This is a genomic window from Duganella fentianensis (assembly GCF_964031615.1).
Classification (GTDB): Bacteria; Pseudomonadota; Gammaproteobacteria; order Burkholderiales; family Burkholderiaceae_D; genus Rugamonas; species Rugamonas fentianensis_A.
Genome location: NZ_CAXIQN010000012.1, coordinates 1 through 25,363, shown reverse-complemented (window position 1 = coordinate 25,363; position 25,363 = coordinate 1). Strand labels below are relative to the sequence as shown.

Below are 25,363 nucleotides of genomic sequence, written 5' to 3'. Positions count from 1 at the left end.
TGTAATAAAATTACAGCCACTCGGTATAATGGCCGCCTACTTTTTACAAAGGTCTGCCATGTCCAACACGCCCTCGCATCCGCTGTCCTGCCCCGCCAGCCTGACCCGTCAGGATGGCCTGAGCCTGTCCCGCATCGTCGCGGGCATGTGGCGCATGCAGGAGTGGCAGCTGACGCCGCAACAGCGTCTGCGCCTGATCGAGCAGTGTCTGGAACTGGGCGTGAGCAGCTTCGACCATGCCGACATCTATGGTGATTATGGCGTGGAAGCGCTGTTTGGCGAAGCACTGGCATTGCAGCCGGGCCTGCGCCAGCGCATGCAGCTGGTCAGCAAATGCGGCATCAAGCTGGTGAATGCCGCCCGTCCGGCGCACACCATCCAGCATTACGACACCAGCGCCAGCCACATTACCGCCTCCGTCGAGCAGTCGCTGCGCAATCTGGGCACCGACCATCTTGATCTATTACTGATCCACCGCCCTGATCCGCTGATGGATTTCGATGTCATGGCCGAGACTTTCCACGCCTTACGGCAGGCCGGTAAAGTACGCCACTTCGGCGTCTCCAATTTCAGCCGCCACCAGTTCGAATGCCTGAACCGGCGCATTGCACTGAGCACCAATCAGGTGGAATTCTCGCCGCTGCACGTGGCACCGATGTTCGACGAAACCTTCGACGGCCTGCAGGATCTGGGCGTGGCACCGATGATCTGGTCGCCGCTGGCCGGTGGCCGTCTATTCAGCAACAATGATGCCGCTGGCCAGCGTGTGCGTGGCGCCATCGAACAGGTCGCCGCCGAACTGCAGCAACCGTTTGCCAGCGTGGTGTTTGCGTGGATTATGCAGCTGCCGTCGCGCCCGATTCCCCTCACGGGCACGGGCCGCATCAGCGCCATTGCGGACGCCGTGCAGGCCACGCAGTTCAGCCTGAGCCGCAGCCAGTGGTTCACCATCCTGCGCGCGGCACGGGGCCACGAGGTCGCCTGATCAGGCGTACAAAGTCAGGCGCGGCGCCTCAGTCATGAAAAACCTGCGGCGGCGCGATCCCGCGCCAGCCGCGCTGCCACGCCAGATTCAGTGCCAGCGTCAGGACGATGTAGACGGCGAAGAACAGCGCAAAATACAGCGCCTGCAGCCATGCCAGCAGGCCCAGATTCAGCACCAGTAGCAGCAGCGCGAGCGCACTCTTCTTCTGCTTGGAACTAGGGAAGCGTACGGTGGACACCATCAGGCTGCCCACCGCGAACAGCAGCGCCACAATCAGGCCGCCATGCAGCACCGTGACAGGCGGCTGCGGCCATGCCACCACCACCGAAGCCACGCAGGCCGCACCGGCCGTGATCGGCATGCCGACGAAATAGCGCGGATCGGTACGCCCCACATTCACATTGAAGCGGGCCAGCCGCAAAGCCCCGCAGGCAACAAAGAAGAAGCTGGCAATGCCGCCCAGCCGCAGCAGCATAGGCTGCTCCGCCCCTAACTGCACAAAACCGTAGCAATACAGCAGCAGGCCGGGGGCACAGCCGAAGTTCATCACGTCAGCGATGGAATCGAGCTGCATGCCGAACTCGGAAGTAGTGTTGGTGGCACGCGCCACCAGCCCGTCGAGCGCATCGAACACGCCGGCCAGCACCAGCAGAATAGCGGCCAGACGGTAATCCTGTGCCGCGCCGATGCGGGCGTTATCGACCGAAATCACGATGCTGCCAAAACCGCAGGCGATCGACATCAGCGTCACCATACTGGGCAGGGCAAATTTGGCGCGCTGTACACGCGCGTGGTGGTGTGGTTTCAAAGCGTTCTATCCAGTTAAAACCGGGGCATTGCCCGGGCAAGCGCCATTCTACCCTGAGCGGATGGCCACACTATCCTGCTATCAAGTTGAAATCTGTCATAGAATGAATCCCTATGCGCATTCGCCACCTCTGATCCAGCCGCCTGCCATGACCACTCCCGACACCGACGTCCTCGATACCGGCACCGGACTGCAGCAACTGATGGGCGACCGTGCCCTCTACCAGCAGATCCTGCTACGCTTCCGCCAGCGCTATGAAGATGCACCAGCACAGGCGCGCGCTGCCAGCGCCGCCGGCGACCATGTGGTAGCCGCCCGCATTGCCCATACTCTGAAAGGTGCGGCCGGCATGATAGGCGCACGGCAGGTGGCCCGTCTGGCCCATGCACTGGAGAGCGGCGGCAATGACAGCCAGCTCGCTGCGCTGGAAGCGGCACTGCAGGCGCTGCTGCGCCAGATCGAGGTGGTATTACAGGAAGATCATAAGGCGGCACCAGCACCGTATGTTGCCAGCCACATGCCGACCTCGCTGGCACTGGTGCAGCATCTGGCCAGCCTGCTCGATTGCGGCGATGGCGCGGCAGTGGATGTGATCGAGCAATCGGCCGATGCCCTCAGCCATACACTGGGCCAGGAATGCTATCTGGCGCTACGGGAACAGGTGCTGCTGTTCGACTACGAAGCCGCACTGGCACTGCTACCGGCGGACGTGCTGCCGGACTAGCGGGTATATTCCTTTTCCTCGTCGAACGCATCGGCGCACTCCTTGTCGCAGAAGCGGCGCACATTATCTAGTGGCTTATCGCAATACCAGCACGCCCCTTTGGGCGGCAAGGCCTGACGCGCGCGCATGGGCGCGGGCGGCGTGGCCGCAGCAGGCGGCACGCCGGTGTTGTCATCCTGTACGCTCTCTTGTATCGGATCCACGATCGCCTCCTTTCCAGGGCCGTGCTCAGGTCAACGTTGCAAGATTACTTCAGCGGAATAACACGTGCATGAGAATTCTCAAGCGACCCATGATAGCAGGTTCATACCCCGTGCCTGCGCCGCGCAATGGGCAGAATCGGGCGTTTCGCTGCGGGAAACAGGCTGGTCCGAATGAGGAAATATTTTTTAATTAAAAGGCCGGAATCGATAGTGCGGCACCTATACGACGCTTGCATACGCTAAGTTGTGACGCACGGCAATCTTCAATACAATCATCAGCGCCTGCTTCCCTCTGCGCATCCGATGACAGTCCCTCCTGCCCAGTCTTCCGCTCCACCCAGTGTACGCCGCGTGCTGACCCTGCTGGTGGCGGCCTGCATCCTGCCCATCGTGGCAGTGCTGGCCGTGCTGATTATCAATTTCTATCGCAAGGAAGAAGCCCGGCTGGTCGACAATACGCTCAACCATGCGCGCCATATCAGCGCCGCAGCGGACCGTGAAGTACGCGGCACCCAGCTAGCTCTGCAAGTACTGGCCGGTTCCCATCTACTGCAGAGTGGTGACCTGCGCAGCTTTCATGCGCGCGTCAGCGCCATGGTCGACAAGCTGCACGTCGATAGCATCCTGCTCATCGATCTCGATGGCCAGATCCTGCTCTCCAGCCTGCGTCCCTATGGCAGCCCGCTGGCACGGCTAGGCGACACCCCGCTGCTCCAGCGTACCCGCAGCAGCGGCCAGCCCGGCGTCTCCGGCATCTTCATCGGCCCGCTGGCCGGCGCCCCCATCGTCACCATTGCCGTGCCGGTGATGCGCGACGGCAAAATGATCATGAGCCTCAACGCCACCGTCACCCCGGCCACCCTGCAGCCCCTGCTATTCGAGCAGAAGTTTCCCGATAGCTGGCGGGCCGGCATCGTCGACCAGCAATTCCGCATCATCACGCGCAGCCACGATATGGCGCGGCTGGCGGGCCAGCAGCTACCGGCCGAACTGCGCCAGCCCCTGTCGCGCGAACGCAGCTCCATGTTCGAATCCTATACGCTGGAAGGGCGCCGTTCGCTATTCGTCTACCACCGTTCCAGCCAGACCGGCTGGACTGCCATCCTCGGCATTCCGCACGATGAGCTGACCGCCCCGTTGCGACGCAGCCTGTTCTGGCTGATTACGCTGAGCGTGATTGCACTGGCGCTGGGCAGCACCTGCGCCCTGTGGCTGGCGCGCCGCGTCACCCGCTCTATCCAGGCGCTGATCGCGCCGGCACTGGCGGTGGGGCAGGCTGTGCCGCTGCCGCTGCCGCGGCTGTACTTCAGCGAAGCACGCGAACTGGCGCAAGCCCTGCAGATTGCCGCACGCGACCTGCAACGGGCCCGTGCCGACAGTTCCGAAAGCGAGCAGCGGCTGGCACTGGCGGCCCGCGCCGCCCATCTGGGCATCTGGACACGCGACCTGCGCCAGCAGCAGATCTGGGTGTCGCCAGCATGGCGCGAACTGTTCGGCTTCACGGGCGAGCAAGCCTTGACGCTCGATGATCTGCTGGCACGGGTGCATCCGGCCGACCGCCAGCAAGTCCAGCGCACGCTCGACAGCACGCTGTTCGGCGCCAACCGCTACGATATGGAATTCCGCATCGAACTGCCGAGCGGCTGCCAGCGCTGGATCAGCTCGCACGGCAGCGTGGAATTCGACCGCCAGCAACGTCCCACACTGGTGCGTGGTGTCTCGCTCGACATCACCAGCCGCAAGCAGGCCGAACTGGATCTACAGCAGAAGCAGAAGGAAGTCACCCATCTGGCGCGGGTGGCCATGCTGGGCGAACTGTCGGGCGCACTGGCGCACGAACTGAACCAGCCGCTCACTGCCATTCTCAGTAACGCACAGGCAGCCCAGCGCTTCCTCAGCATGCCCACGCCGGATCTGACGGAAGTGCAGGAAATCCTCAACGACATCGTGACGGAAGACCAGCGGGCCGGTGCCATCATTGCCCGTCTGCGCAGCCTGTTCGGCAAGCACGATGCCCAGCGCCAGCGCATCAGCGCACAAAGCCTGATCGATAGCGTGCTGCACCTGATCAGCAATGACCTGATCCACCAGCGCCTGACTCTGCGCACCGAGCTGTGCAAGGAAACCCTGACGCTGGAAGCCGATCCCGTGCAACTGCAGCAGGTGCTGCTCAACCTGCTGATGAATGCCTGCGATGCCCAGAGCCAGCATCTGGAACAGAGCAATGTGATCGAATTGCGCAGCGCTCATGTGGGCCATACGCTACAACTGAGCATCAGCGACAGCGGTGGCGGCATTCCGGCCGAAGCACTGGAGCAGATCTTCACCCCGTTCTACACCACCAAGGCGCGCGGCATGGGGCTGGGACTATCGATCTGCCGCAGCATCGTCGATGCCCATGGTGGCCGGCTGTGGGCGGAAAACAATACCCATGGTGGCGCCACCTTCCACCTGCGCCTGCCACTGGCCGAACAGCCCCAGTCATGAATACGAGCCTGCAGATCTATCTGGTAGACGATCAACCCGCCATCCTCAAGGCGCTGACCCGTTTGCTCAACTCGGCCGGCTATACGGTGCAGAGTTTTGCCAGCGCCAGCGCATTTCTGCGCAGCGTCGATGCGCAGGCGGAAGGCTGCCTGATCCTCGATCTGGCCATGCCGGAAATGAGCGGACTGGCGCTGCAGCAGGCGCTAAGCGAGCGGGCCAGCCTGCTGCCGGTGATCTTCCTCTCCGGCCATGGCGATATCGACACCGGTGTGCGCGCCATGAAACTGGGCGCGGCCGACTTCCTGACCAAGCCGGTGGATGCCGAGCGCCTGCTGGCAGCGGTAGCACAGGCCTGCGCCAGCAACCGCCGCGCCCGCGATGCCGATCAGGAACTGGCTGCTATCCGCCAGCGACTGGCCACCCTGACTCCGCGCGAAACGGAAGTGCTGGACCTGATCATCGAAGGCCTGCTCAACAAACAGGTAGCGGCCACACTGGGCGCAGCCGAAAAGACCATCAAGGTGCACCGCGCTCGCGTGATGGCAAAAATGGAAGTACGTTCGCTGGCCGCCCTGGTGCGCATGGTGGACCGCGTGCGCCAGCAACCGCCCCCCGTCGCATAAACCATACGGCGTAAGCCCAAAGTCCCATAGGCAGCACCACAGCAGCACGCTACTGTGGCCTCATGGAAACAAAAACACCCTGGGTTGCCGTTGTCGATGACGATGCCGCCATCTGCCGTGCGCTGGTGCGCCTGCTGCGCTCGGCCGGGCTCAGTGCGCGCGCTTTTGCCAGCGGTAGCGTATTTCTGCAAGCCCTAGGGGAGCAGCATCCCTGCTGTGTCATCCTCGATGTGCACATGCCCGATCTGACCGGGCTGGACGTGCAGGCCAGACTGGCCACGCTGGCGCCCGAAGTGGGCGTCATCCTGATCAGTGGCCACCCCAAACCGCAGGAGCAGTTCCGTGCCCTGCATCAATTACCGCTGGCGTATCTACAAAAGCCCGTCAATGACCAGCTGCTGCTCGATGCCATCGCCCAGGTCTATCCCCAAGGTTCTCTGCCATGATCGCCGCCGAACTACTCCACCGTGCCCGCATCCTGCTGGTCGATGATCAGGAACTCAGCAATCACATACTCAGCCAGCTACTGGCCAGCGCCGGCTACACCGATGTCAGCAGCACCTGCGATGGAGCCAGCGTGGCCGAGCTGCACCGCCGCCATGCCTACGACCTGATCGTGCTGGACCTGCAGATGCCGGACATGGATGGTTTTCAGGTACTGGAAGCGCTGTACCAGATCGAGGCCGACCAGTATCTGCCCGTGCTGGTGCTGTCGGCCCATTACGACAGCAAGCTGGCCGCGCTGGAAGCGGGTGCCAAAGACTTCCTCACCAAACCCTATGATCCGGGCGAGCTACTGTCGCGCATCCGCAACCTGCTGGAAGTGCGCCTGCTGTACAACGATACCCGTGCCTACGGCCTGCGCATGGCCAGCTACGACAGCCTGACGGGACTGCCCAACCGCCAGCTGTTTTCCCAGTCGCTGGCCACCCAGCTGGCTGCGGCCCAGCCCCATCCCAGCGCACTGCTGCTGATCGATCTGGATAATTTCACCAGTCTCAACGACACGCAAGGCTATCCGGCCGGCGATGGCGTGCTGCGCCTGCTGGCCCAACGGCTCAACCGGCTGGCGCCACCGCGCGCCAGTCTGGCCCGCTTCGGCAACGACGAATTTGCCCTGCTGCTGCCCGCGCTCGAACACAGCAGCGACTGTGGCCGCATCGTCGCCCTGATCAAGGCTGCCATGCACGAACCTTTCCCCCTGCCGGAAGGTCGACGTGCGCTCAGCGTCAGCATGGGTGTGGCGCTGTATCCGGACGATGCAGTCGATGCCGCCACCCTGATCCGCTACGCCAACATCGCCCTGCATCAGGCCAAACAATCGGGCAGTAATCAGTGCAGCTATTTCACCTATGCCATGAACGAACAAGCCCAACACCGCTACCAGCTGGAGCAGGCTTTGCGCCACGCCTGCGCCTGCGACGAATTCGAGCTGTACTACCAGCCCAAAGTCCATTTACGCACGGGCCGCATGGTGGGCACGGAAGCGCTGCTGCGCTGGAACCGGCCCGGCCATGGCGTCGTCTCGCCGGCCGAATTCATCCCCCTGCTGGAACAGACCGGCATGATCCGCGAAGTGGGGGCATGGGTGATCGAACAGGCTTGCCGGCAGATCGCCCAGTGGGCCGCCGATGATGCCGGCCCACTGCCCGTGGCGGTCAATGTGGCCAGCCACCAGTTCAGCACCTGCACGCTGGTCGATACGGTAGCCGAAGCACTGGCACGGCACCGCATCGATCCCGCCCTGCTGTCGCTGGAAGTGACGGAAACCGCCCTGATGGAAGATCTGAGCCGCACGGCCGCCACCCTGTCCACACTATGGGCCATGGGCGTGCGCATCGCCATCGATGATTTCGGCACCGGTTATTCCAGTCTGGCTTATCTGCGCCGCTTCCCCGTCGATACTTTGAAAATCGATATCGCCTTCATCCGCGAACTGCCCCACAACACCGACGATGCCGCCGTGGTGCGCGCCATCATCGCCATGGCGCACAGCCTGAAACTCAAGGTGGTGGCGGAAGGCGTGGAGACGGCCGAGCAGCTCACCTATCTGGCTGAACACGGCTGCGACGTGATACAGGGCTATTACTTCAGCCGGCCGATACCGGCCGAGATGATGACCCAGTTGTTGCGCCAGGATGCGCGGCTGGCCTACACGCCTGCGGGGAGCGCGTAGCGCTTATAATCGGTCATCCCCCATGCCCAGCAAGGAAATTCGCATGACCGACAGCACCATCGCCACTCCGGCCGCCGCCAGCGGCCACGCCCATTTGTCCACCCGCATACTGGCGCTGGCCAGCATGGGGCTGATGGTGCTGGATCCCGATTTACGCGTGGTGGTGTGGAACCAGTGGCTGGCCAGCCACTCCGGCCTGTCGGCCAGCCGCGTACTGGGTCGTCCCCTGTTCGAACTGTTCCCCGAACTGGCCGGCCAGCGGCTGGAGCAGCTGGTGCAAAGCGCCATGCAGAGCAAGCTGCCGCAGCGCCTGTCGCCCGCTAGCCAGCGTGCGCCCTTCCCCCTGTATGCCAGCGGCACATGGGGCGGCGAACGCATCGATCAGGCCGTCGCCGTCACCCCGTTCACGGAAGGCAAGCAGCACTACTGCCTGATCGAAGTGAGCGACGTCAGCGTTACGGTGGACAAGGAAAAGCAGTTGCGCGGACAGGCCGAAGCGCTGCGCGCGCAATCGTATGTGGATGGGCTGACGGGTATCGCCAACCGCCGCCACTTCGATGTGGCACTGGATCGCGAACTGCGCCGCGCCCAGCGCAACGGCGGCCAGCTATCGCTACTGCTGATGGACATCGATTCCTTCAAAGCCTATAACGACCACTTCGGCCACCAGCAGGGCGACACTTGCCTGACGGCGGTAGCGGAAGCCTTTGCCGCCATGCTGCAGCGGCCGGCCGATCTGGCCGCGCGCTACGGTGGCGAAGAATTTGCCGCCGTACTGCCCGACACCAGCGCCGAGCAGGCAGCCCAGCACGCGGAAGCCATCCGCGCCCACGTGGCCAGCCTGCAGTTGCCGCATGCACCGGCCGCTACCCGCCCCCACGTCACCCTCAGCATAGGCGTAGCCAGCTTCCATCGCGAGCATCTGGCCGATGCGGCCAGCCTGCTAGCGGCGGCCGATAGCTGTTTGTATCAGGCCAAGCGCAATGGCCGCGACAGGGTCGAACTGCATGTGCTGGCAGTCGAAGAAGAACAAACCTAGCGCTTAGCGGGAGGGCTGCGCAGCCGAAGTCGAGGCAGGCGGCACTGGCACCGGCAGATAGATTATGACCGGCGCTGAAGTAGGAACCACGCCGGCGGGGCTACGCTGGGCGGCCGTATTCACGACGACGGTAATCACACTGATCGCGGCCACCACAATAGCAACGGCAGTGCCCACCGTCCATTTGATCATCGCCGCCGTCATTTCATGCACATCGGCTTTGGTGGCGGTCTGATCCAGACGCGTCTCGATCAACACCAGCCTTTGCTTGGCGTCGGCAGCGAATTCCTCAAGTTTGGCGATGCGCGCTTCCATGCCCCATGATCGGATGCGGCACCCCCCCTGTCAACGCCGCACAATTACCCTGTCCAGAATTGTGGCGATTCCCACAGCTACAAGCCAACTACTGTTCTAGATGTCGCCGTCCTGCATACCAGTACCTTGCTCTCTACCATGCAGGTCATTGTCGAAGTATTTGCCGCACTGCGGACATACAACATTTGTAATCTGGTCCGCAACAGTCCTGTGGTAGGTCAGATTAAGGCCATTCTTAAAGATGAGACTCGAATTACAACCGTAGCAATGAGTACGAATTGTGTGCATCTGACATTCATTACACGACAAGATCCAAAAACTACTTCCACGCCGAGTTGATTGATGCTGGACATCACATGGTTGATGGGCCTTTCCGCAGCGAATGCAAAAGCTTTTGCTCTTCCAGATACTCCCACCATCTAAATTAACTTCGGAAGGCGTCGGAAAGCTTGCTTGCAATTGCAATATGAGCAATCGTCGAAGGTTAAGTTCCGGATTACTTGCACCAACACCAGGGGCAAGATAAACCACCCCCTTGGAGTGCCCGTTTCCAGCTTCTTGCCCATAATCACAGTCTTTTCCCCAGCTTAATGGTGAAGTTGGCTTCAAGATCGCTTTTGGCGCAGGGTGCAAAATGAAAACCCGATCACCCTGTTGACCATAGTCCTTTTCCTCAACCAGACTGGCTAACATGCGCCCAAGTTCACCTCTGCGCCAACTCGTACGAAATTTCGCATCGAGTACCAGTCCGCCTAACCCCTCTTTCCTGAATGGCGGCGCGCTAGGCTGCTTCTCTCGCCTTCTTTCCTTATCACGAAGGTCAGGCGCAGATGGCTTGTCGTCATAGAAAAACCGCAGTCGGAAATCCGGTCGTCTTCCATTTGGTAGTACTGGTTGGATCTCAAGAGATGCAGACATTCCGACGTCTTTCCGCTGCAAGATCAATTCTAGCGTCTCAGGCTTTCCAGAAACTGCGCGTATTAACTCTTCTTGCCAGCCAGCCTCAGGTTGAAAATGGTAGTCTTCAATCAAGATCGACAGGATCTTCACTAAGCACCAGCGTTCGTAAAGCGCACTTGCATGAAGTACACTAATCCGGTCAAGTGCTTCCAATGAATCTAACTTAAGCCCCCCCTGTTGGACGAGTTGGGTCAGCTTAGAAAAAGCGACCTTACAGGCCGCATAGCTCGGACTTTGGCTAAAACGCACGCCCATTGGCAGCGTCACCGACGGCACCACCTCTAGCCTCTGCCAATGCAGGTCTTGAGCCCGGAGTTCTTTCTGGCACATATTCAACGCAGACGAAATTTGCTCTGCTTTCTGAGCGTACTGGCGATAGGTTTGCCCTCGTAGGTGAGCAGTATGCGCTTCCTGCTGGCTCTCTTGGCGTTCCTTTACTGTCAGAGGGGCTAACCAGTTGTTAGCCTCCAACTGCGCGCGTTTGTCGAATTTTCGCGCTAACGCTTTTGTGAACGGCTTGATGGAACTGACTCCAGTAAAGTGGACTGCCCGATATGGCTTTCCATTATTGGTAAATTCTAGTCTGGCACCTCCGGTACCCACCATGCGATAGTAATCACAGAAACTCAGAGTTGGCTTAATTACATCGGCCAAGGTTTGGGGAATCTGAAGCGTACTAAATTCATATTGCCATTCTTTGCTTTCGCCAGCTGCTACGCTCCCATCCCTATTGTTATAGAAAAATTTATCCGTGCATTTCGCATAGGCTGCCCCAACCTGAAACTCCAGTGTACGCAGCCTCTCATCAGATGCAGGAACGACATCGCAGTAGGCTTCAACTTGTGATAACTTCTTTTTGAGTTCGGCAAGCTGGCGATCAAAGATTTCTGGGTCAACCTGCCGATGCGTCATCTTATTATAGACGGCAGCACGTTCAGCCTCGAGCCGGGCACGGTCAGCTAATCGGATCGCCTGTTGGCCGACCGCCTTCGTCAAGCTAGAGCACAGCTTTTCACAAACCTGGACAAGATGGCGTAGGTAACGATTGTCGGCAATATCGGGCGTTTCTTGCACACCGCGACTGGGCAGGCGGTGGGCCACTGGATTGCGAAGATATTGCCGAAACGTTGCCGAGTTTGGCCGCACGCGAGCCGGGATTTTTTCCACTTGTACTTCGCATACAGAGTTAGCTGGACGAACAAGTACCTGACGCGCTGCTGCAGCAAACGCCTCCAATGCTTCGATGAGCTCACGATTCATTTGGAAACCACTGCTTGCTGATCCGGTGGCTCCCCCAAACCCCATAACTAACCAGACCAGATCATGCTGAAAATCGTGCAAATATTCCTCGACCTGCACTCTGCTCAACCCATCAATGACGTTGTTAAGCAAAAGGCGGTGGGGGCCAAGCACAACATTGAACTGGCCCATGCTACGATGCAACTCGCTCAGGTGCCGGTTGCCAACCGGATCCCAGCCATTGTCTTGCACCCACCAATGCTCGCCGTGTCCATCCTCGAGTCGGAGCATCGGCATCAGGACGCCATCTGCCCTCTCAAAAGCAGGAGTGATGCCGGTAAGTTCGCCCTCAAGGCGTAGTCCTACCCAAGGACACAAATCATGAAAAACCTGAGTCTCGGCGCACAAAACTCCACCGTCTAGTTCGCATATTTCGATAGGTTCGGGGGACACCTTGACCGTGCGCGCGCAACCGGCTTCTTGCCATTCAATCTCGAGATAGTGGGCGTGTAACGACGCGAACATCAACGCAACCAATAATTGGCGATTCCGTTATTGCTATTTAGGGAACCAATCAACTGGTCTAGCGCTGTCAGCGCAGTTTCTTCTCCGACGCTGGGCTGTAACCCAGCTAGAGCGACAGCTAGCGCTTCGCGCAAGGAGATGAGGATCTCGCGTTTGCTACGCCCGCTGGCATCAGTACGGGTCGAATCCAACATTAGCTTAGGCAGAATCTTGTGTTGTACGATGTTGTCAAGTGCTGTTAGGTCGTCAATCCCAGCCGCCTGTGCAGCCTGTAGATAGCCCAGCGATTGCCGGATCGCACGTAGTCCGAACTCGACACCCAGCGGAGCCAGATGATCGCGTGTCAGCTTAGTTAGCAGCGCAGCATAGGGAGCTGTCCGGTCGTATGCAGGATAACTTCCCCGCAGGCCTAAGTCCTCCGCTGACAAACGCAGTGGGAGCGTGATGTCGACTTCAAAGTGCTGAACCTCAGCCTGGATCGCATCCCAATCCATCAGTAAGGGATTGCGAAAACGAAGAACATGGGCACGGTCCAGTACTTTGGGCGATAGGTAGTGGGTCGTTTCGTCAATATTCACGGCACCAATAATACGCACATTGCTTGGAAACCTAAGGCAACTGGGCGTACGTATAAGGGCTCTCGCGGACCTGCGCAATCGCGAATGGTGTAACAAAATGGATTCGTTGTCTTGAAACCCGCCAAGCTGATGCAACGTCGCATTCGCTTGCTCGTTCAACAGCATATCGAGGAAGGTCGCCCCTTCTTTCATACCTGTACGATGTCGCGCCTCTTGCTCTAGTGTGAGGAAATGGTTGTACTCGACCACAACATGCTGCTCCTCGTCTGCCAAATACAAGGGGATGATAGGGGTCTTGTCGCGCTCTTCCAGCAGACTAAGAAAATCTGCAAAGTAATGTTCAACGCGCGCAAGATTCATCTCGTCAAGGCAGATGAAGTGAATAATCTCAGGCTCACGCTCAGCAGCCTGCAAGGCAAGAAGAAAAGGCGTTGCATGATAGCTTCGCTCAATCGGGTTGTAGTACCCAAGCAAATCTTCCGGTCCTGTCCAATTAGGTTTGACCGGTATTACCGTACAGCGCCCACCAATCGAATCTGCAACCGCTCGTACTAAACTTGTTTTACCTGAGCCAGAATCACCCGCCAGCACCACAAGGTCGTGGGTACGCATAAGTGCCAAAAAATCACGCAACTGGCCCTGCGAAAACAACATGTTTTTCGACCAAAGTCGCGCTTGAATAAATGGCGCCAGCTGCGCAAAGTCACCTGCAAGTACTTTTAGATAATCGTGTCCAATACGGGTATCCGATTGATCGGATGGAGGAATCAGTTCGAGCAAATCCTCTTTTTCGACCAAGTCAAGCGCGACAAGCCGCTCACCCCGTTGGCGCAGCAAACTATCGAGCGCACGTAGCTTGTCCTCCAAAATACTGCTCCTCACATTAAAATCTACGTTCAGCGCTTCCGTTTGCTGGCGTACAGCCAACAACCGTTCGTCAGCCTCGTCGAGGGTGGCCTGCAGTACCTTCTGTGTGGCCTCCTGTTGGGCACACTCGGTCTGTAAGTGCTCAAGCTTTGTAGCAACTTTCGCTGTGTCCTGTTCGAGCTGAGCCGTAATTGCCTCACGGGCCTGATCCAGCAGCAATAGGGCTCTGTCCTCTTCAGTTGATTTCAAGCCCCAAGTCTCCGGCGCACGGCTTAAGGCCATCAGCGAATGTGGCCGCACCATGCAGGCAAGCGGATCATTTCGTTGCTGCCGCCGGAAAAGTGGCGCGAGCATCAACTCGGCAACTGCATATTCGGTTGGTCCCGAACGGGTAAGCAGAGCGTCCAAGTCAGGCGGTGCGACAAAGACACCTTGCTGCACACGAGAGATGTGTGAAAGCGACTGCAGCTTAATGCCGCTAACTGCGTCAGACAGGTCTTCCAAGAAACCAAAACCGCCAGCGTCTGCGACGCGCAAGCGCCCCCTCACCCGAATGTGGTTGGGGTCTACCATGCCCCAATTTTCCGCCATAAACTTCAGAAGGTCAGCGTCTGTCCAGTTGAAGTCGGGCAGTCTCGTCGTTACCTCAGACGCGCTCATCCCTCTAACGCTCCCCTATTTGCGACAGAAGGTGGCCAGATGTATAAGCCCAAATCGAAAACGAACGGCACTTAAAATCCTTGCTAGGCGCAACTCCGCCCTAATAATTCCCAGAGGGAATGATGCACTAGATGATTGATACATTCAAGTTGAATAAGGAGCGCCGCAATAAAGATTGGCCTTGCAGACACTGCTAATTACATAGGCCCATTCTTGAGTTTCCAAACGCGCCATATCGAAGGCCCGGCTCGCCTACACAATCATCGTTTTGCACTGAAGGATTTCAATTACTAACGCTGGAAAACGCTCAGATTCATTTCACAGTGAGATCTCACCCACTTGGACTGGCACAGATTCCATTAAATTCGAATTCACTTGCCGATGCAGAAGCGGCTGAAGATCACGCCCAGCAGATCATCGGACGAGAATTCGCCCGTGATGCTCGAAAGCTGAGCCTGCGCCAACCGCAGTTCTTCCGCGAACAGGTCGAGCGACTGGTCATTCTGCGCTGCATGTTCACCGGCACGCGCCAGATGGGCGCCGGCATTTTTCAGTGCGATCAGATGCCGTTCGCGCGCCAGATACAGTGATTCGCCCGTCTGCTGCCAGCCGGCGATGCGTAGCAGTTCTGCACGCAGCAGATCGATGCCCAGATTCTCGTGCGCCGACAGATACACGTGCACCGCATCGGCCATCTCGTCGACGGAAGGCTTGTGGCCGGACAGGTCAATCTTGTTCCACACGCGCAGTACCGGCACTTCCGGCGGGAAAGCCGCCATGATGTTTTCATCAGCGCGCGTCGGCCCCTGATCGGCATCGAGCAGATGCAGAATCACATCGGCCTTGCCCACTTCCGTCCAAGTGCGTTCGATACCGATACGCTCCACCACATCAATGCTGTCATCCACCGTGCGGATGCCAGCCGTATCGATAATATTGAGCGGGATGCCTTCGATCTGTATGGTTTCAGTCACCTTGTCGCGGGTGGTACCAGCGATCGGCGTGACGATCGCCACGTCATTACCCGCCAGCGCATTCAGCAGCGAGGACTTGCCCACATTCGGCTGGCCCACCAGCACCACGTTCAGACCTTCGCGCAGCAGCGCGCCTTGCGCCGCCTGACGGAACACCTGATCGAGCGATTCCACAATCGCCTTCAACTGACCACGGGCATCGGATTTTTCCAGAAAATCAATTTCTTCTTCAGGGAAGTCGAGCGTCGCTTCCACCAGCATGCGCAAGCCCGTCACGCCATCTACGAGCGCATTCACGGTTTTCGAGAACGCACCGGACAGCGACTGCGAAGCCGACTTGGCCGCCGCTTCCGTGGAAGCATCGATCAGATCGGCCACCGCTTCGGCCTGCGCCAGATCGAGCTTGTCATTGAGGTAGGCGCGGCGGGTGAATTCACCCGGCTCGGCCAGCCGCAAGCCCAGTTCGGAGCCCACCTCCAGCACCCGTGCCAGCAACAGTTGCAGAACGATGGGGCCGCCATGGCCCTGCAGTTCCAGCACATCCTCGCCCGTGTAAGAGTTCGGGCCGGGGAAGAAGATGGCAATGCCCTGATCGATGATGCTGCCATCGGCCTGACGGAACGGCAGATAGCTGGCATGCCGTGGCTGCAATTTAGTCGTGCCGAACAGCGCTGTGACCAGCCCTTGCAGGTTTTTGCCGGAAGCGCGCACCACACCGATGCCGCCGCGTCCGGGGGCGGTGGCAATCGCGGCGATAGGGGAAGAATCGATATTCATGATGGGATTGTAACCAAGTAAAAAAAAGCCCGCGATCAACACGGGCTTTTGTGCAACAAACTTCGGTGCGATTTAGCTGTTAGCAGCTTCCGGTGCAGCGAATTTCTTCGTGATCACATACTGCTGACCGATCGACAGGATGTTGTTCACCACCCAGTACAGTACCAGACCGGACGGGAAGAAGAAGAACATCACCGAGAAGGCCAGCGGCATGAACAGCATCATCTTGGCCTGCATCGGATCAGCCGGTGCCGGGTTCAGCTTGGTGGTGATGTACATGGTGATCGCGTACAGCACTGGCAGCACGAAATAAGGGTCCGGTGCAGCCAGATTGGTAATCCAGCCCAGCCATGCGGCGCCACGGATTTCCACCGACGCTTGCAGCACCCAGTACAGGGCGATGAACACCGGCATCTGTACCAGAATCGGCAGACAGCCGCCCAGCGGGTTGATCTTCTCGGCCTTGTACAGTTCCATGGTGGCCTGATTCATCTTGGCCGGATCGCCTTTGTGGCGCTCGCGGATGGCTTGCATCTTAGGCGTCAGCACTTTCATCTTGGCCATGCTGCGGTAGCCAGCGGCCGACAGCGGGAAGAAGGCCAGCTTGATCAGGATGGTGAAGGCGATAATCGTCCAGCCCCAGTTGCCCAGTGCTTTATGCAATTGGTCCATGACCCAGAAGATAGGCTTGGCGATGATGGTCAGCCAGCCATAGTCTTTCACCAGATCCAGACCCGGGGTAACCTGTTCCAGCAGTTTTTCTACCTGTGGGCCGGAATACAGACGCGCATCATTGCTGATGGTGGCGCCCGGTGCCAGCGTACCCAGTGGCTGGGTCACGCCGATGGCGTACTGGTTAGTCGTCACTTTGCGGGTGAAGATGGTACGGGCCAGCTTGTCCTGCGGGACGAAAGCCGAAACGAAGAAGTGCTGGGAAATCGCGAACCAGCCATTGTCGGCTTTGGTCGGGTGATCCTGCAGGGCATCCTTGCCCGTCTTGGCCGCTTCAACTGCCGCTTTTTCCACTTTTTCGAACTGCAGCTTGTGGTATTTATCCGCATCCGTGTACAGCGTAGGACCGGTGTAGCTGCTGTTGAAGAAAGAATCGCCTGCTGGTTTGTTGCCGTCGTGTACCAGTTGCAGGTACAGCTCAGGTTTGATCGGTGCCGTGCCCACGTTGGTGATGTCGTGACGTACATCGATCACGTAGTCGCCGCGCTTGAAGGTGAAGGTCTTGGTCAGCTTGACGCCGCCCGCTTCCGCCTCCAGTACCAGCTGGATCTGGTTAGCGTCGTTCAGCATGCGCGGACCAGGCTTGGCCACGAAGCCCGTCTGGTGGTTCGGCAGGCCAGGCGCGCCGATCAGGCCGGTTTCCGCCAGATAGGTCTTGCCGGTAGCGCCGTCCACATCGAACAGCACCTGATTTTTGGTCTCATCGATACCGTCCTTGAACTTCAGCAGTTCCAGACGACGGATGGTACCACCCAGCGTATCCACGTCAACGCGGAACAGGTCGGTAGTAATGGTCACACGTTCGCTCTTGAACGGTTCAGCGGCCGCAGGGGCACCTGCCGTTGCGCCAGCGACAGCGGCGGGTGCCGTGGCTGCTGCCGAGGCTGGCAGTTCAGTTTTCTTCGCTTCCGGCGCCTTGGCCGTTTGCGGCGGCGGCGGTGCAAACATCGATGGATGGCCGTTCGATACTTGCCAGTTGTTCCACAGAACAATCATCGACACGGCAAACACGATCCACAGGATGGTACGTTTATTGATATCCATTACGGTATTTATCAGGAGTGGTTGCAACCGCAAGCGGTCGTTGAAGAATTCGATTTATTACTATCGGCCGGCGGCACCGGATCGTGGCCACCGGGATTCCACGGATGGCAACGGCAGATGCGCCTGGCGGCGAGCCAGCTGCCCCGCGCAGCACCATGTACTTGCAACGCTTCCAGTGCGTAATTCGAGCAGCTCGGATAGAAGCGGCACGAAGGCGGCAGCAGCGGGCTGATAGCCAGCTGGTAGCCGCGCACCAGAAAACCTAGCAATTTTTTCATGATGCGGCAGATGGAGGCGGTGGCGCCGAAGACAAGGCCGGCTTGGGCGCACGCGCCGCTGCCGTTCTGGCCTGAGCGAACAGACGTGACAATTCCACCCGCAGCGCCGCTTTTAACGTCGCCGAGGTGGCTGGACCGTCCTTGCTATTGACCGGTCTGGATAAACGCACCAGACAATCGATCGCCGGCAGGCCAGTCTGACGGAACAGTTCGCGCGTGACCCGTTTAATGGTGTTACGCGTTACTGCGCGCGGCGCAAACCGTTTGGCCACCACCACCCCGAGGCGCGCATGGGGCAGCGCACTGGGACGGGTGTAGAGCACAAAATGGGCGCTTTTTTGCGTAGGGCGCAAACGAAAAACGGATGAAAATTCATCCGTTTTAACGATGCGCCGAACGCGCGCGAAGTCGTGTGAACCTTCGCCTGTCGAGCCGTTTTGCAAACAGCTGTCCATGCGATCAGCTAACAAGCGGTGGCTTATACAGCCAGACGCTTGCGGCCTTTTGCGCGACGTGCGTTGAGCACATCACGGCCACCACGGGTAGCCATACGAGCGCGGAAGCCGTGGGTACGCTTGCGGCGCACGACGGAAGGTTGGTAAGTACGTTTCATGTTGGTCTCGCTTAAAGCAGAAAAAAATGCAAAATCGGGTTGTGGCCCCGTCAGTTTTTGGTGCCAATGACACTTCGCGCACCTATGCCACCGATACCGGCACAAGCTGGGTCCATCTCATCGCCCGCTAAATCCACGCTTACTCCATATTGACGTCATAGTGAATAAACACGGAATACGGGCGGGGAACCCTGAATTATCAGCATTTTGCCCCCCCTTGTCAACAACTGATGGCGCCGGCGATGCGCTGCGGATGCGAAAAATAAGCGTCGCGCCTGTGGATAACTTCGCCCGGCGAGAGTAGAATAGCGCGTTACGTGTGACGAACCCCGGGTTCGATTGCACCCTGATCAGTAGTACTGCAGTCGTCAAGAGCAGTGTAAGAATAGATATAAGATTCATGGAAAATTTCTGGCAGACGTGCTCCGCCCAGCTGGAGCTGGAGCTGACGCCGCAACAATTCAGCGCGTGGATTAAGCCGCTCATCCCCCTCGATTACGAGGCGGGCAAGCTGCGCATGGCCGCCCCTAACCGCTTCAAACTGGACTGGGTCAAGACCCAGTTTGCCAGCCGCATCACGGCGCTGGCCTGCCAGTACTGGGACGCCCCGACGGAAGTGCAGTTCGTGCTCGATCCGCGCCTGTCCGCGCCGAAAAAGGCCAGCACCGTTGCGCCGGTTCCTGATATCAATGGCGGTGCGCCTAGCGGTAACGCGCGCATGGCCGACCCTGTGCCATCGGTACCGGAACTGCCCGCCTCGGCCGCACCGCGCCGCGAGCAGAGCCGCATCAATACCGATCTCACCTTCGATAGCTTCGTGACCGGTAAGGCCAACCAGCTGGCCCGCGCCGCTGCCATTCAGGTAGCGAATAATCCGGGCGTGTCCTACAACCCGCTGTTCTTCTACGGTGGCGTGGGCCTCGGTAAGACCCACTTGATCCACGCGATCGGTAATCAGGTGATGGCCGACCAGCCCGGCGCCAAGATCCGCTACATCCACGCCGAGCAATATGTGCGCGACGTGGTGACGGCTTACCAGCGCAAAGGCTTCGACGACTTCAAGCATTACTACCACTCGCTGGACATGCTGCTGATCGACGATATTCAATTCTTCGGCGGCAAGAGCCGCACGCAGGAAGAATTCTTCTATGCGTTTGAAGCGCTGATCGCGGCCAAGAAGCAGATCATCATCACTTCGGATACCTATCCGAAGGAAATCACGGGCATGGACGACCGCCTGATCTCGCGTTTCGACTCGGGTCTGACGGTGGCCATCGAACCGCCGGAACTGGAAATGCGCGTGGCGATTCTGCTCAAGAAAGCCAAGCAGGAAGGCGTGACCTTCTCGGACGACGTGGCCTTCTTCGTGGCCAAGCACCTGCGCTCCAACGTGCGTGAGCTGGAAGGCGCACTGCGCAAGATTCTGGCCTACTCGCGCTTCCACGGCAAAGACATCACCATCGACATCGTCAAGGAAGCGCTGAAAGATCTGCTGTCGGTGCAGAACCGCCAGATTTCGGTGGAGAACATCCAGAAAACCGTGGCCGACTTCTTCAACATCAAAGTGGCCGACATGTATTCCAAGCGCCGGCCGGCGAATATCGCCCGTCCGCGCCAGATCGCCATGTATCTGGCCAAGGAGTTGACGCAGAAGAGTCTGCCGGAGATCGGCGAACTGTTCGGTGGCCGTGACCACACCACCGTGCTGCACGCCGTGCGCAAGATCGCGCTGGACCGCACCAAAAATCCGGAATGCAACCACGAGCTGCACGTGCTCGAGCAAACCCTCAAAGGCTGATGCCGGAGGGTGGCAAGAGCCGTGCTTTGCCTTTATGATTTAGGCAATCTGCCCACAAGGCAAAGTTGTTAAAAATTTACGATTCAATCTTTAAACCTGAGGATAAGCTATGCAATTGGTCAAAACCACCCGAGATACTCTTCTCCGGCCACTGCAGATCGTGAGCGGTATTGTCGAGCGTCGGCACACTATGCCGATTCTGGCCAATATCCTCATCAGCAAAGAGGGCGAGAGCGTCTCCTTCCTGTCCACTGACACCGAAGTACAGATCACCACCCACGCCGACATCGGTTCCGGCGCGGAAGTCACCGGCACCACCGTGGCCGCACGTAAGCTGCTGGACATTCTGCGCGCCCTGCCGGAATCGGGCGACGTCACCATGACGCTGCTGAACAAACGTCTGACCGTACAGTCGGGCAAATCGCGCTTCGCCCTGCAAACGCTGGCTGCGGAAGAATTCCCCACCGTGCAGCAAGCCGACAGCTACAGCGCCAGCGTGACCCTGCCGCAAAAAACCCTGAAGCACCTGTTCAACATGGTGCACTTCTCCATGGCCCAGCAGGACATCCGTTACTACCTGAACGGCCTGCTGCTGGTGCTCGATGGCAACAACGTGATCGCCGTGGCGACCGACGGCCACCGTCTGGCTTTCTGCCAAGTGGAAACGGAGCAGACCTTTGCCCGTCAGGAAGTCATCATCCCGCGCAAGACCATCATCGAACTGCAGCGCCTGCTGGAAGAAAACGACGAGACCGTACAACTGGATATCGCCGCCAATCAGGTCAAGCTGCGCTTCGCCGACATCGAACTGATTTCGAAGCTGGTGGAAGGCAAGTTCCCTGACTACACCCGCGTGATTCCTAAGGGCTATCAGAACGAATTCACCATCGGCCGCGATGAGCTGCTGCGTTCGCTGCAACGTGCCGCCATCATGACCAGCGATAAATTCAAAGGCGTGCGCTGCATCATCACCCCGGGCAGCATGAAAATCAGCTCGACCAATGCCGATCAGGAAGAGGCGGTGGAAGAACTGGAAATCGACTACGGCGGCGACAGCGTCGATATCGGTTTCAACGTCAGCTACCTGCTCGACGTACTGAACAATCTGAAATGCGATCAGGTCAATGTGGCACTGGGCGATTCCAATTCGTCCGCGCTGATTTCCATCCCCGACAATGCCGACTTTAAATATGTCGTCATGCCGATGCGGATCTGATCCAGCCTGAGTGATTAGCATAGTTCGTCGTACCGCGTTTTTTACTGTCCAGATATAAAAGAAAGCAGCACATGTCCGCCATTCCAGCAGAACAAGCAGCAAGCGCTCCGGCCAAGACCGAAGAATACGGCGCCGCGTCGATCCAGATCCTCGAGGGTCTGGAAGCGGTGCGCAAACGTCCCGGCATGTACATCGGTGACACCTCGGACGGCACCGGTTTGCACCATCTGGTGTTCGAAGTGCTGGATAACTCGATTGACGAAGCGCTGGCTGGCCACTGCTCGGAAATCGTCGTCACCATCCATGCGGACAACTCGATCTCGATCAGCGACAACGGCCGCGGTGTACCGACCGGCCTGAAGATGGACGACAAGCACGATCCTAAGCGCTCCGCTGCCGAGATCGTGATGACCGAGCTGCACGCTGGCGGCAAGTTCGACCAGAACGCCTATAAAGTCTCGGGCGGTCTGCACGGCGTGGGTGTATCGTGCGTAAACGCACTGTCGAAAACCCTGAAGCTGACCATCCGCCGCGACGGCAAAGTGCACTTCATGGAATTCGCCCGTGGCGTGCCTGTGAACCGCGAAATGAGCATGCAGGATGGCGTGGCGGTCTCGCCTATCAAAGTCATCGGCGAAACCGACAAGCGCGGTACCGACGTGCACTTCTGGGCTGACGAAACCATCTTCGGCGTGGTCGAATTCCACTACGAAATTCTGGCCAAACGTATCCGCGAACTGTCCTTCCTGAACAATGGCGTCAACATCAAGCTGACCGACCAGCGCACGGGCAAGGAAGAAGTGTTTGCTTTCGAAGGCGGCACGCGCGGCTTCGTCGAATACATCAACAAAGCCAAGACGGTGCTGCACCCGACCGTGTTCCAGGCGACGGGCGAACGTCTGTCCGATCAGGGCACGAATATCTCGGTGGACGTGTCGATGCAGTGGAACGATGCCTACAATGAACAGGTACTGTGCTTCACCAATAACATTCCCCAGCGTGACGGTGGCACCCACCTGACCGGTCTGCGCGCGGCCATGACCCGCGTGATCAACAAATACATCGAAGAGCAGGAACTGGCCAAGAAAGCCAAGGTCGAGATTTCCGGCGACGACATGCGCGAAGGCCTGACCTGCGTGCTGTCCGTGAAAGTACCAGAGCCTAAATTCTCCTCGCAGACCAAGGACAAGCTGGTGTCGTCGGAAGTGCGTGGCCCGGTCGAAGAGATCGTGGCAAAAACGCTGGCCGACTACCTGCAGGAAAAACCCAACGACGCCAAAATCATCTGCGGCAAAATCGTCGAAGCTGCGCGCGCCCGTGAAGCGGCCCGCAAGGCCCGTGACCTGACCCGCCGTAAAGGTGTGATGGATGGTCTGGGCCTGTCGGCCAAGCTGGCCGACTGTCAGGAAAAAGATCCGGCCCTGTGCGAACTGTACATCGTCGAGGGTGACTCCGCAGGTGGCTCGGCCAAACAGGGCCGCGACCGTAAGTTCCAGGCGATTCTGCCGCTGCGCGGTAAGGTGCTGAACGTGGAGAAGGCGCGCTTCGAGAAGATGCTGTCGTCGGAACAGATCACCACCCTGATCGCCACACTGGGTACCTCGATTGGCCCCGACGAATTCAACGTCGAAAAACTGCGCTACCACCGCATCATCATCATGACCGATGCGGACGTCGACGGCGCCCACATCCGTACTCTGCTGCTGACCCTGTTCTACCGCCAGATGCCGGAACTGGTCGAGCGTGGCCACGTCTACATCGCCCAGCCGCCACTGTACAAAGTCAAAGCCGGTCGCGACGAACGCTATCTGAAGGACGACGCCGAAGAAGCCACCTACATGATGAATGTAGCGCTGAACACGGCCGCCCTGACCCCGCGCGAAGGTGCCGATCCTATCGTCGGCGAAGCGCTGGCCGAACTGGTACGCCAGTTCAATCTGGCCAACGTCATCATGACCCGTCTGACCCGCGTGATCGACCGCGCAGCGCTGACGGCCATCATGACGGGCGTAACGCTGAATCTGGATACGGCGGAACTGGCGGAAGCTTCGGCAGCAGCGCTGAACGCCAACATCAACGACAAAAACGTGAAAGTGTCGGTACGCTCGGACGAGCTGACTGCCAAGCACCTGCTGTGGATCGAACGTATGCACCACGGTAACGTCAAAGTCAGCGCCATCGACGCCGAGTTCGTACGCGGCGCCGATTACGCCGTGCTGGCGGCCGCTTCGGCCACCTTCACGGGCCTGATCGGCGAAGGCGCCTATGTGCGCCGCGGCGAAGGCGAGCGCACCAAGGAATCGAGTGTGGTCGACTTCCACCACGCCATGGAATGGCTGCGTGACGAGGCCGAGCGCGTGGTGTCGAAACAGCGCTACAAAGGTCTGGGTGAAATGAATCCGGATCAGCTGTGGGAAACCACCATGGACCCGCAAGTGCGCCGTCTGCTCAAGGTACAGATCGAAGACGCGATTGCCGCCGACCAGATCTTCACCACGCTGATGGGCGACGAAGTGGAGCCACGCCGCGCCTTCATCGAGAACAATGCGCTGCGCGCCGGTAACATCGACGTGTAAACAGTAACAAAACTCGTAGGGCGCCAGAGTAATTGCAACTGGCGCCACAAGTCTGCGACCGAGAATCATTAGTTGATGCGACTGACCTACTTTTTTCACTTCCGTAAAATGGACTAAGGACTGAAAATCCTTGTGCTGGTAATTCGACTCTCGGGCAGCCAGAAGTAAAGGTAAAAACGCCGATGTATGTAGATCGGCGTTTTCTACTGGCGAAATTCTCGCGTCCGCTCCATTTCGGGCTCACCTTTTCACCACGCGCAACCGTCCAAATCGTCAAGATGTCTAACGGTCAACTCTCGAGTTGACACAGGAATTCATTAAATCATTACGCTGGCGAGGCTAGTATTCATCTCGCAGAAAAAATTCTTCGAAAAGTGGCCACCGTCAAAGTTACCCTCACAAATCATCAAAGTTAAAGCCTTACTCTGACGATTTCTATCCTCCTGGGACACCGACCCAGATTTTAACTACTCATCACTTCAGACAAACCCGTTTAGCAAAATTCCGCATCGTTATAACGATACGAATAACTCATTGATTTTAAAAAGAATTGTTTGAGTTAGGATGCTACTTCGGCTAGCATTTCAGGTAACAATGGGTTTCTGCGATGAATGAGGATGAGTGTCGGACGAAAAAGCTTTGACCAATCATTCGGCGGCGAATTGTTCAAGCTGAGGTCAAGTCGCGGTAAGACGCAGCTCGAAATTGCAACTCTATCACAGCTAAATAAGGGGTACTACCCCCAACTTGTTAGTTTGCATTTGATTCTGACCCGTAATTTGCACCGAATTCTGACCCGCTCTTCGGATGATTTCTTCGGATTTATTGGGGTACTAAATTGTGCTTGATCTCCTTTCCAATCTGTTGGGTTGAGCTGTTTTTGAAACGATAGCTGTCGTTGCCCGTCTCGATAATATGACAATGATGTGTGAGGCGGTCGAGAAGCGCTGTCGTCATTTTTGCGTCACCGAAAACAGATCCCCACTCTGAGAAGCCCAAGTTGGTGGTGATGACCAAACTAGTTTTTTCATAGAGCTTGCTGATCAGGTGGAATAGGAGAGCCCCACCATTCTGGCTGAACGGAAGGTATCCGAGCTCGTCCAGGATGACCAGGTCGGTGTAGAGCAGCCTCATGGCGAGGTGGCCGGCCTTTCCTTGCTGTTTCT

The 25,363-nt window shown here is 58.3% G+C and carries 21 protein-coding genes; 10 read left to right on the top strand and 11 right to left on the bottom strand.

Going from position 1 to position 25,363, the window contains the following annotated elements:
- Positions 1 to 58: 58 nt before the first annotated feature.
- Positions 59 to 985, top strand: a complete 927-nt coding sequence (locus ABNT42_RS07980) for an aldo/keto reductase (protein WP_348696155.1) — start codon at positions 59 to 61, stop codon at positions 983 to 985.
- A 28-nt stretch (positions 986 to 1,013) separates the two neighbouring features.
- On the opposite strand, the gene pssA is transcribed toward ABNT42_RS07980, so the two are convergent.
- Entirely contained in the window at positions 1,014 to 1,739 is a 726-nt protein-coding gene (gene pssA, locus ABNT42_RS07975) for a CDP-diacylglycerol--serine O-phosphatidyltransferase (RefSeq protein WP_348696165.1), read from the bottom strand.
- A 202-nt stretch (positions 1,740 to 1,941) separates the two neighbouring features.
- Between pssA and ABNT42_RS07970 the strand changes: the two genes are divergently transcribed.
- A complete protein-coding gene (locus tag ABNT42_RS07970; protein ID WP_348696154.1) occupies positions 1,942 to 2,517 on the top strand; it encodes an Hpt domain-containing protein in 576 nt (191 codons plus the stop codon).
- On the opposite strand, the gene ABNT42_RS07965 is transcribed toward ABNT42_RS07970, so the two are convergent.
- Complete coding sequence (locus ABNT42_RS07965; protein WP_348696153.1) at positions 2,514 to 2,720, bottom strand: hypothetical protein; 207 nt, start codon at positions 2,718 to 2,720, stop codon at positions 2,514 to 2,516. The two genes, ABNT42_RS07970 and ABNT42_RS07965, sit on opposite strands and share 4 nt — an antisense overlap.
- Before the next feature lie 303 nt (positions 2,721 to 3,023).
- Between ABNT42_RS07965 and ABNT42_RS07960 the strand changes: the two genes are divergently transcribed.
- The 5 genes from ABNT42_RS07960 to ABNT42_RS07940 all read left to right on the top strand — a co-directional run bounded on the left by ABNT42_RS07960 (position 3,024) and on the right by ABNT42_RS07940 (position 9,045).
- The gene (locus ABNT42_RS07960) at positions 3,024 to 5,207 is read left to right on the top strand and encodes an ATP-binding protein (RefSeq protein WP_348696152.1); all 2,184 of its coding nucleotides are present in this window, start codon (positions 3,024 to 3,026) and stop codon (positions 5,205 to 5,207) included.
- Complete coding sequence (locus tag ABNT42_RS07955; protein WP_348696151.1) at positions 5,204 to 5,830, top strand: response regulator; 627 nt, start codon at positions 5,204 to 5,206, stop codon at positions 5,828 to 5,830. Before ABNT42_RS07960 ends, ABNT42_RS07955 begins: the two co-directional genes overlap by 4 nt.
- Before the next feature lie 62 nt (positions 5,831 to 5,892).
- Entirely contained in the window at positions 5,893 to 6,276 is a 384-nt protein-coding gene (locus ABNT42_RS07950) for a response regulator (RefSeq protein WP_348696150.1), read from the top strand.
- Entirely contained in the window at positions 6,273 to 8,006 is a 1,734-nt protein-coding gene (locus tag ABNT42_RS07945; protein WP_348696149.1) for an EAL domain-containing protein, read from the top strand. Before ABNT42_RS07950 ends, ABNT42_RS07945 begins: the two co-directional genes overlap by 4 nt.
- 43 nt (positions 8,007 to 8,049) lie before the next feature.
- Positions 8,050 to 9,045 carry a diguanylate cyclase gene (locus ABNT42_RS07940; RefSeq protein ID WP_348696148.1) on the top strand — a complete coding sequence of 332 codons (996 nt, stop codon included), beginning with the start codon at positions 8,050 to 8,052 and terminating at the stop codon, positions 9,043 to 9,045.
- Positions 9,046 to 9,048: 3 nt separating this feature from the next.
- Here ABNT42_RS07940 and ABNT42_RS07935 read toward each other — a convergent pair whose 3' ends face one another.
- The 8 genes from ABNT42_RS07935 to rpmH form a co-directional block, all read right to left on the bottom strand.
- Positions 9,049 to 9,360 carry a hypothetical protein gene (locus tag ABNT42_RS07935; protein ID WP_348696147.1) on the bottom strand — a complete coding sequence of 104 codons (312 nt, stop codon included), beginning with the start codon at positions 9,358 to 9,360 and terminating at the stop codon, positions 9,049 to 9,051.
- Between the two features lie 96 nt (positions 9,361 to 9,456).
- Entirely contained in the window at positions 9,457 to 12,084 is a 2,628-nt protein-coding gene (locus ABNT42_RS07930) for a hypothetical protein (protein ID WP_348696146.1), read from the bottom strand.
- Positions 12,084 to 14,189: an AAA family ATPase gene (locus ABNT42_RS07925; protein ID WP_348696145.1), complete on the bottom strand. Its 2,106-nt coding sequence runs from the start codon at positions 14,187 to 14,189 to the stop codon at positions 12,084 to 12,086. The genes ABNT42_RS07930 and ABNT42_RS07925 overlap by 1 nt, the downstream gene beginning before the upstream one ends.
- A 371-nt stretch (positions 14,190 to 14,560) precedes the next feature.
- Positions 14,561 to 15,940, bottom strand: a complete 1,380-nt coding sequence (gene mnmE / locus ABNT42_RS07920; RefSeq protein ID WP_348696144.1) for a tRNA uridine-5-carboxymethylaminomethyl(34) synthesis GTPase MnmE — start codon at positions 15,938 to 15,940, stop codon at positions 14,561 to 14,563.
- A gap of 72 nt (positions 15,941 to 16,012) precedes the next feature.
- The gene (gene yidC / locus ABNT42_RS07915; protein ID WP_348696143.1) at positions 16,013 to 17,716 is read right to left on the bottom strand and encodes a membrane protein insertase YidC; all 1,704 of its coding nucleotides are present in this window, start codon (positions 17,714 to 17,716) and stop codon (positions 16,013 to 16,015) included.
- Positions 17,717 to 17,727: 11 nt separating this feature from the next.
- Positions 17,728 to 17,994 carry a membrane protein insertion efficiency factor YidD gene (yidD, locus tag ABNT42_RS07910; protein ID WP_348696142.1) on the bottom strand — a complete coding sequence of 89 codons (267 nt, stop codon included), beginning with the start codon at positions 17,992 to 17,994 and terminating at the stop codon, positions 17,728 to 17,730.
- Entirely contained in the window at positions 17,991 to 18,449 is a 459-nt protein-coding gene (gene rnpA / locus ABNT42_RS07905; protein ID WP_161036206.1) for a ribonuclease P protein component, read from the bottom strand. The genes yidD and rnpA overlap by 4 nt, the downstream gene beginning before the upstream one ends.
- 23 nt (positions 18,450 to 18,472) lie before the next feature.
- On the bottom strand, positions 18,473 to 18,607 hold the full coding sequence (rpmH, locus tag ABNT42_RS07900; RefSeq protein ID WP_010401996.1) for a 50S ribosomal protein L34: 135 nt from the start codon (positions 18,605 to 18,607) through the stop codon (positions 18,473 to 18,475).
- A 400-nt stretch (positions 18,608 to 19,007) separates the two neighbouring features.
- Here rpmH and dnaA point away from each other — a divergent pair, with 400 nt between their 5' ends.
- The 3 genes from dnaA to gyrB all read left to right on the top strand — a co-directional run bounded on the left by dnaA (position 19,008) and on the right by gyrB (position 24,197).
- A complete protein-coding gene (dnaA, locus tag ABNT42_RS07895) occupies positions 19,008 to 20,405 on the top strand; it encodes a chromosomal replication initiator protein DnaA (protein ID WP_155436462.1) in 1,398 nt (465 codons plus the stop codon).
- A 109-nt stretch (positions 20,406 to 20,514) separates the two neighbouring features.
- A complete protein-coding gene (gene dnaN, locus ABNT42_RS07890; RefSeq protein ID WP_155436461.1) occupies positions 20,515 to 21,621 on the top strand; it encodes a DNA polymerase III subunit beta in 1,107 nt (368 codons plus the stop codon).
- Between the two features lie 71 nt (positions 21,622 to 21,692).
- Complete coding sequence (gene gyrB / locus ABNT42_RS07885) at positions 21,693 to 24,197, top strand: DNA topoisomerase (ATP-hydrolyzing) subunit B (protein ID WP_348696141.1); 2,505 nt, start codon at positions 21,693 to 21,695, stop codon at positions 24,195 to 24,197.
- A gap of 822 nt (positions 24,198 to 25,019) precedes the next feature.
- Here gyrB and ABNT42_RS07880 read toward each other — a convergent pair.
- On the bottom strand, positions 25,020 to 25,363 hold a 344-nt coding region (locus ABNT42_RS07880; RefSeq protein ID WP_348696140.1), incomplete at its 5' end, for an ATP-binding protein.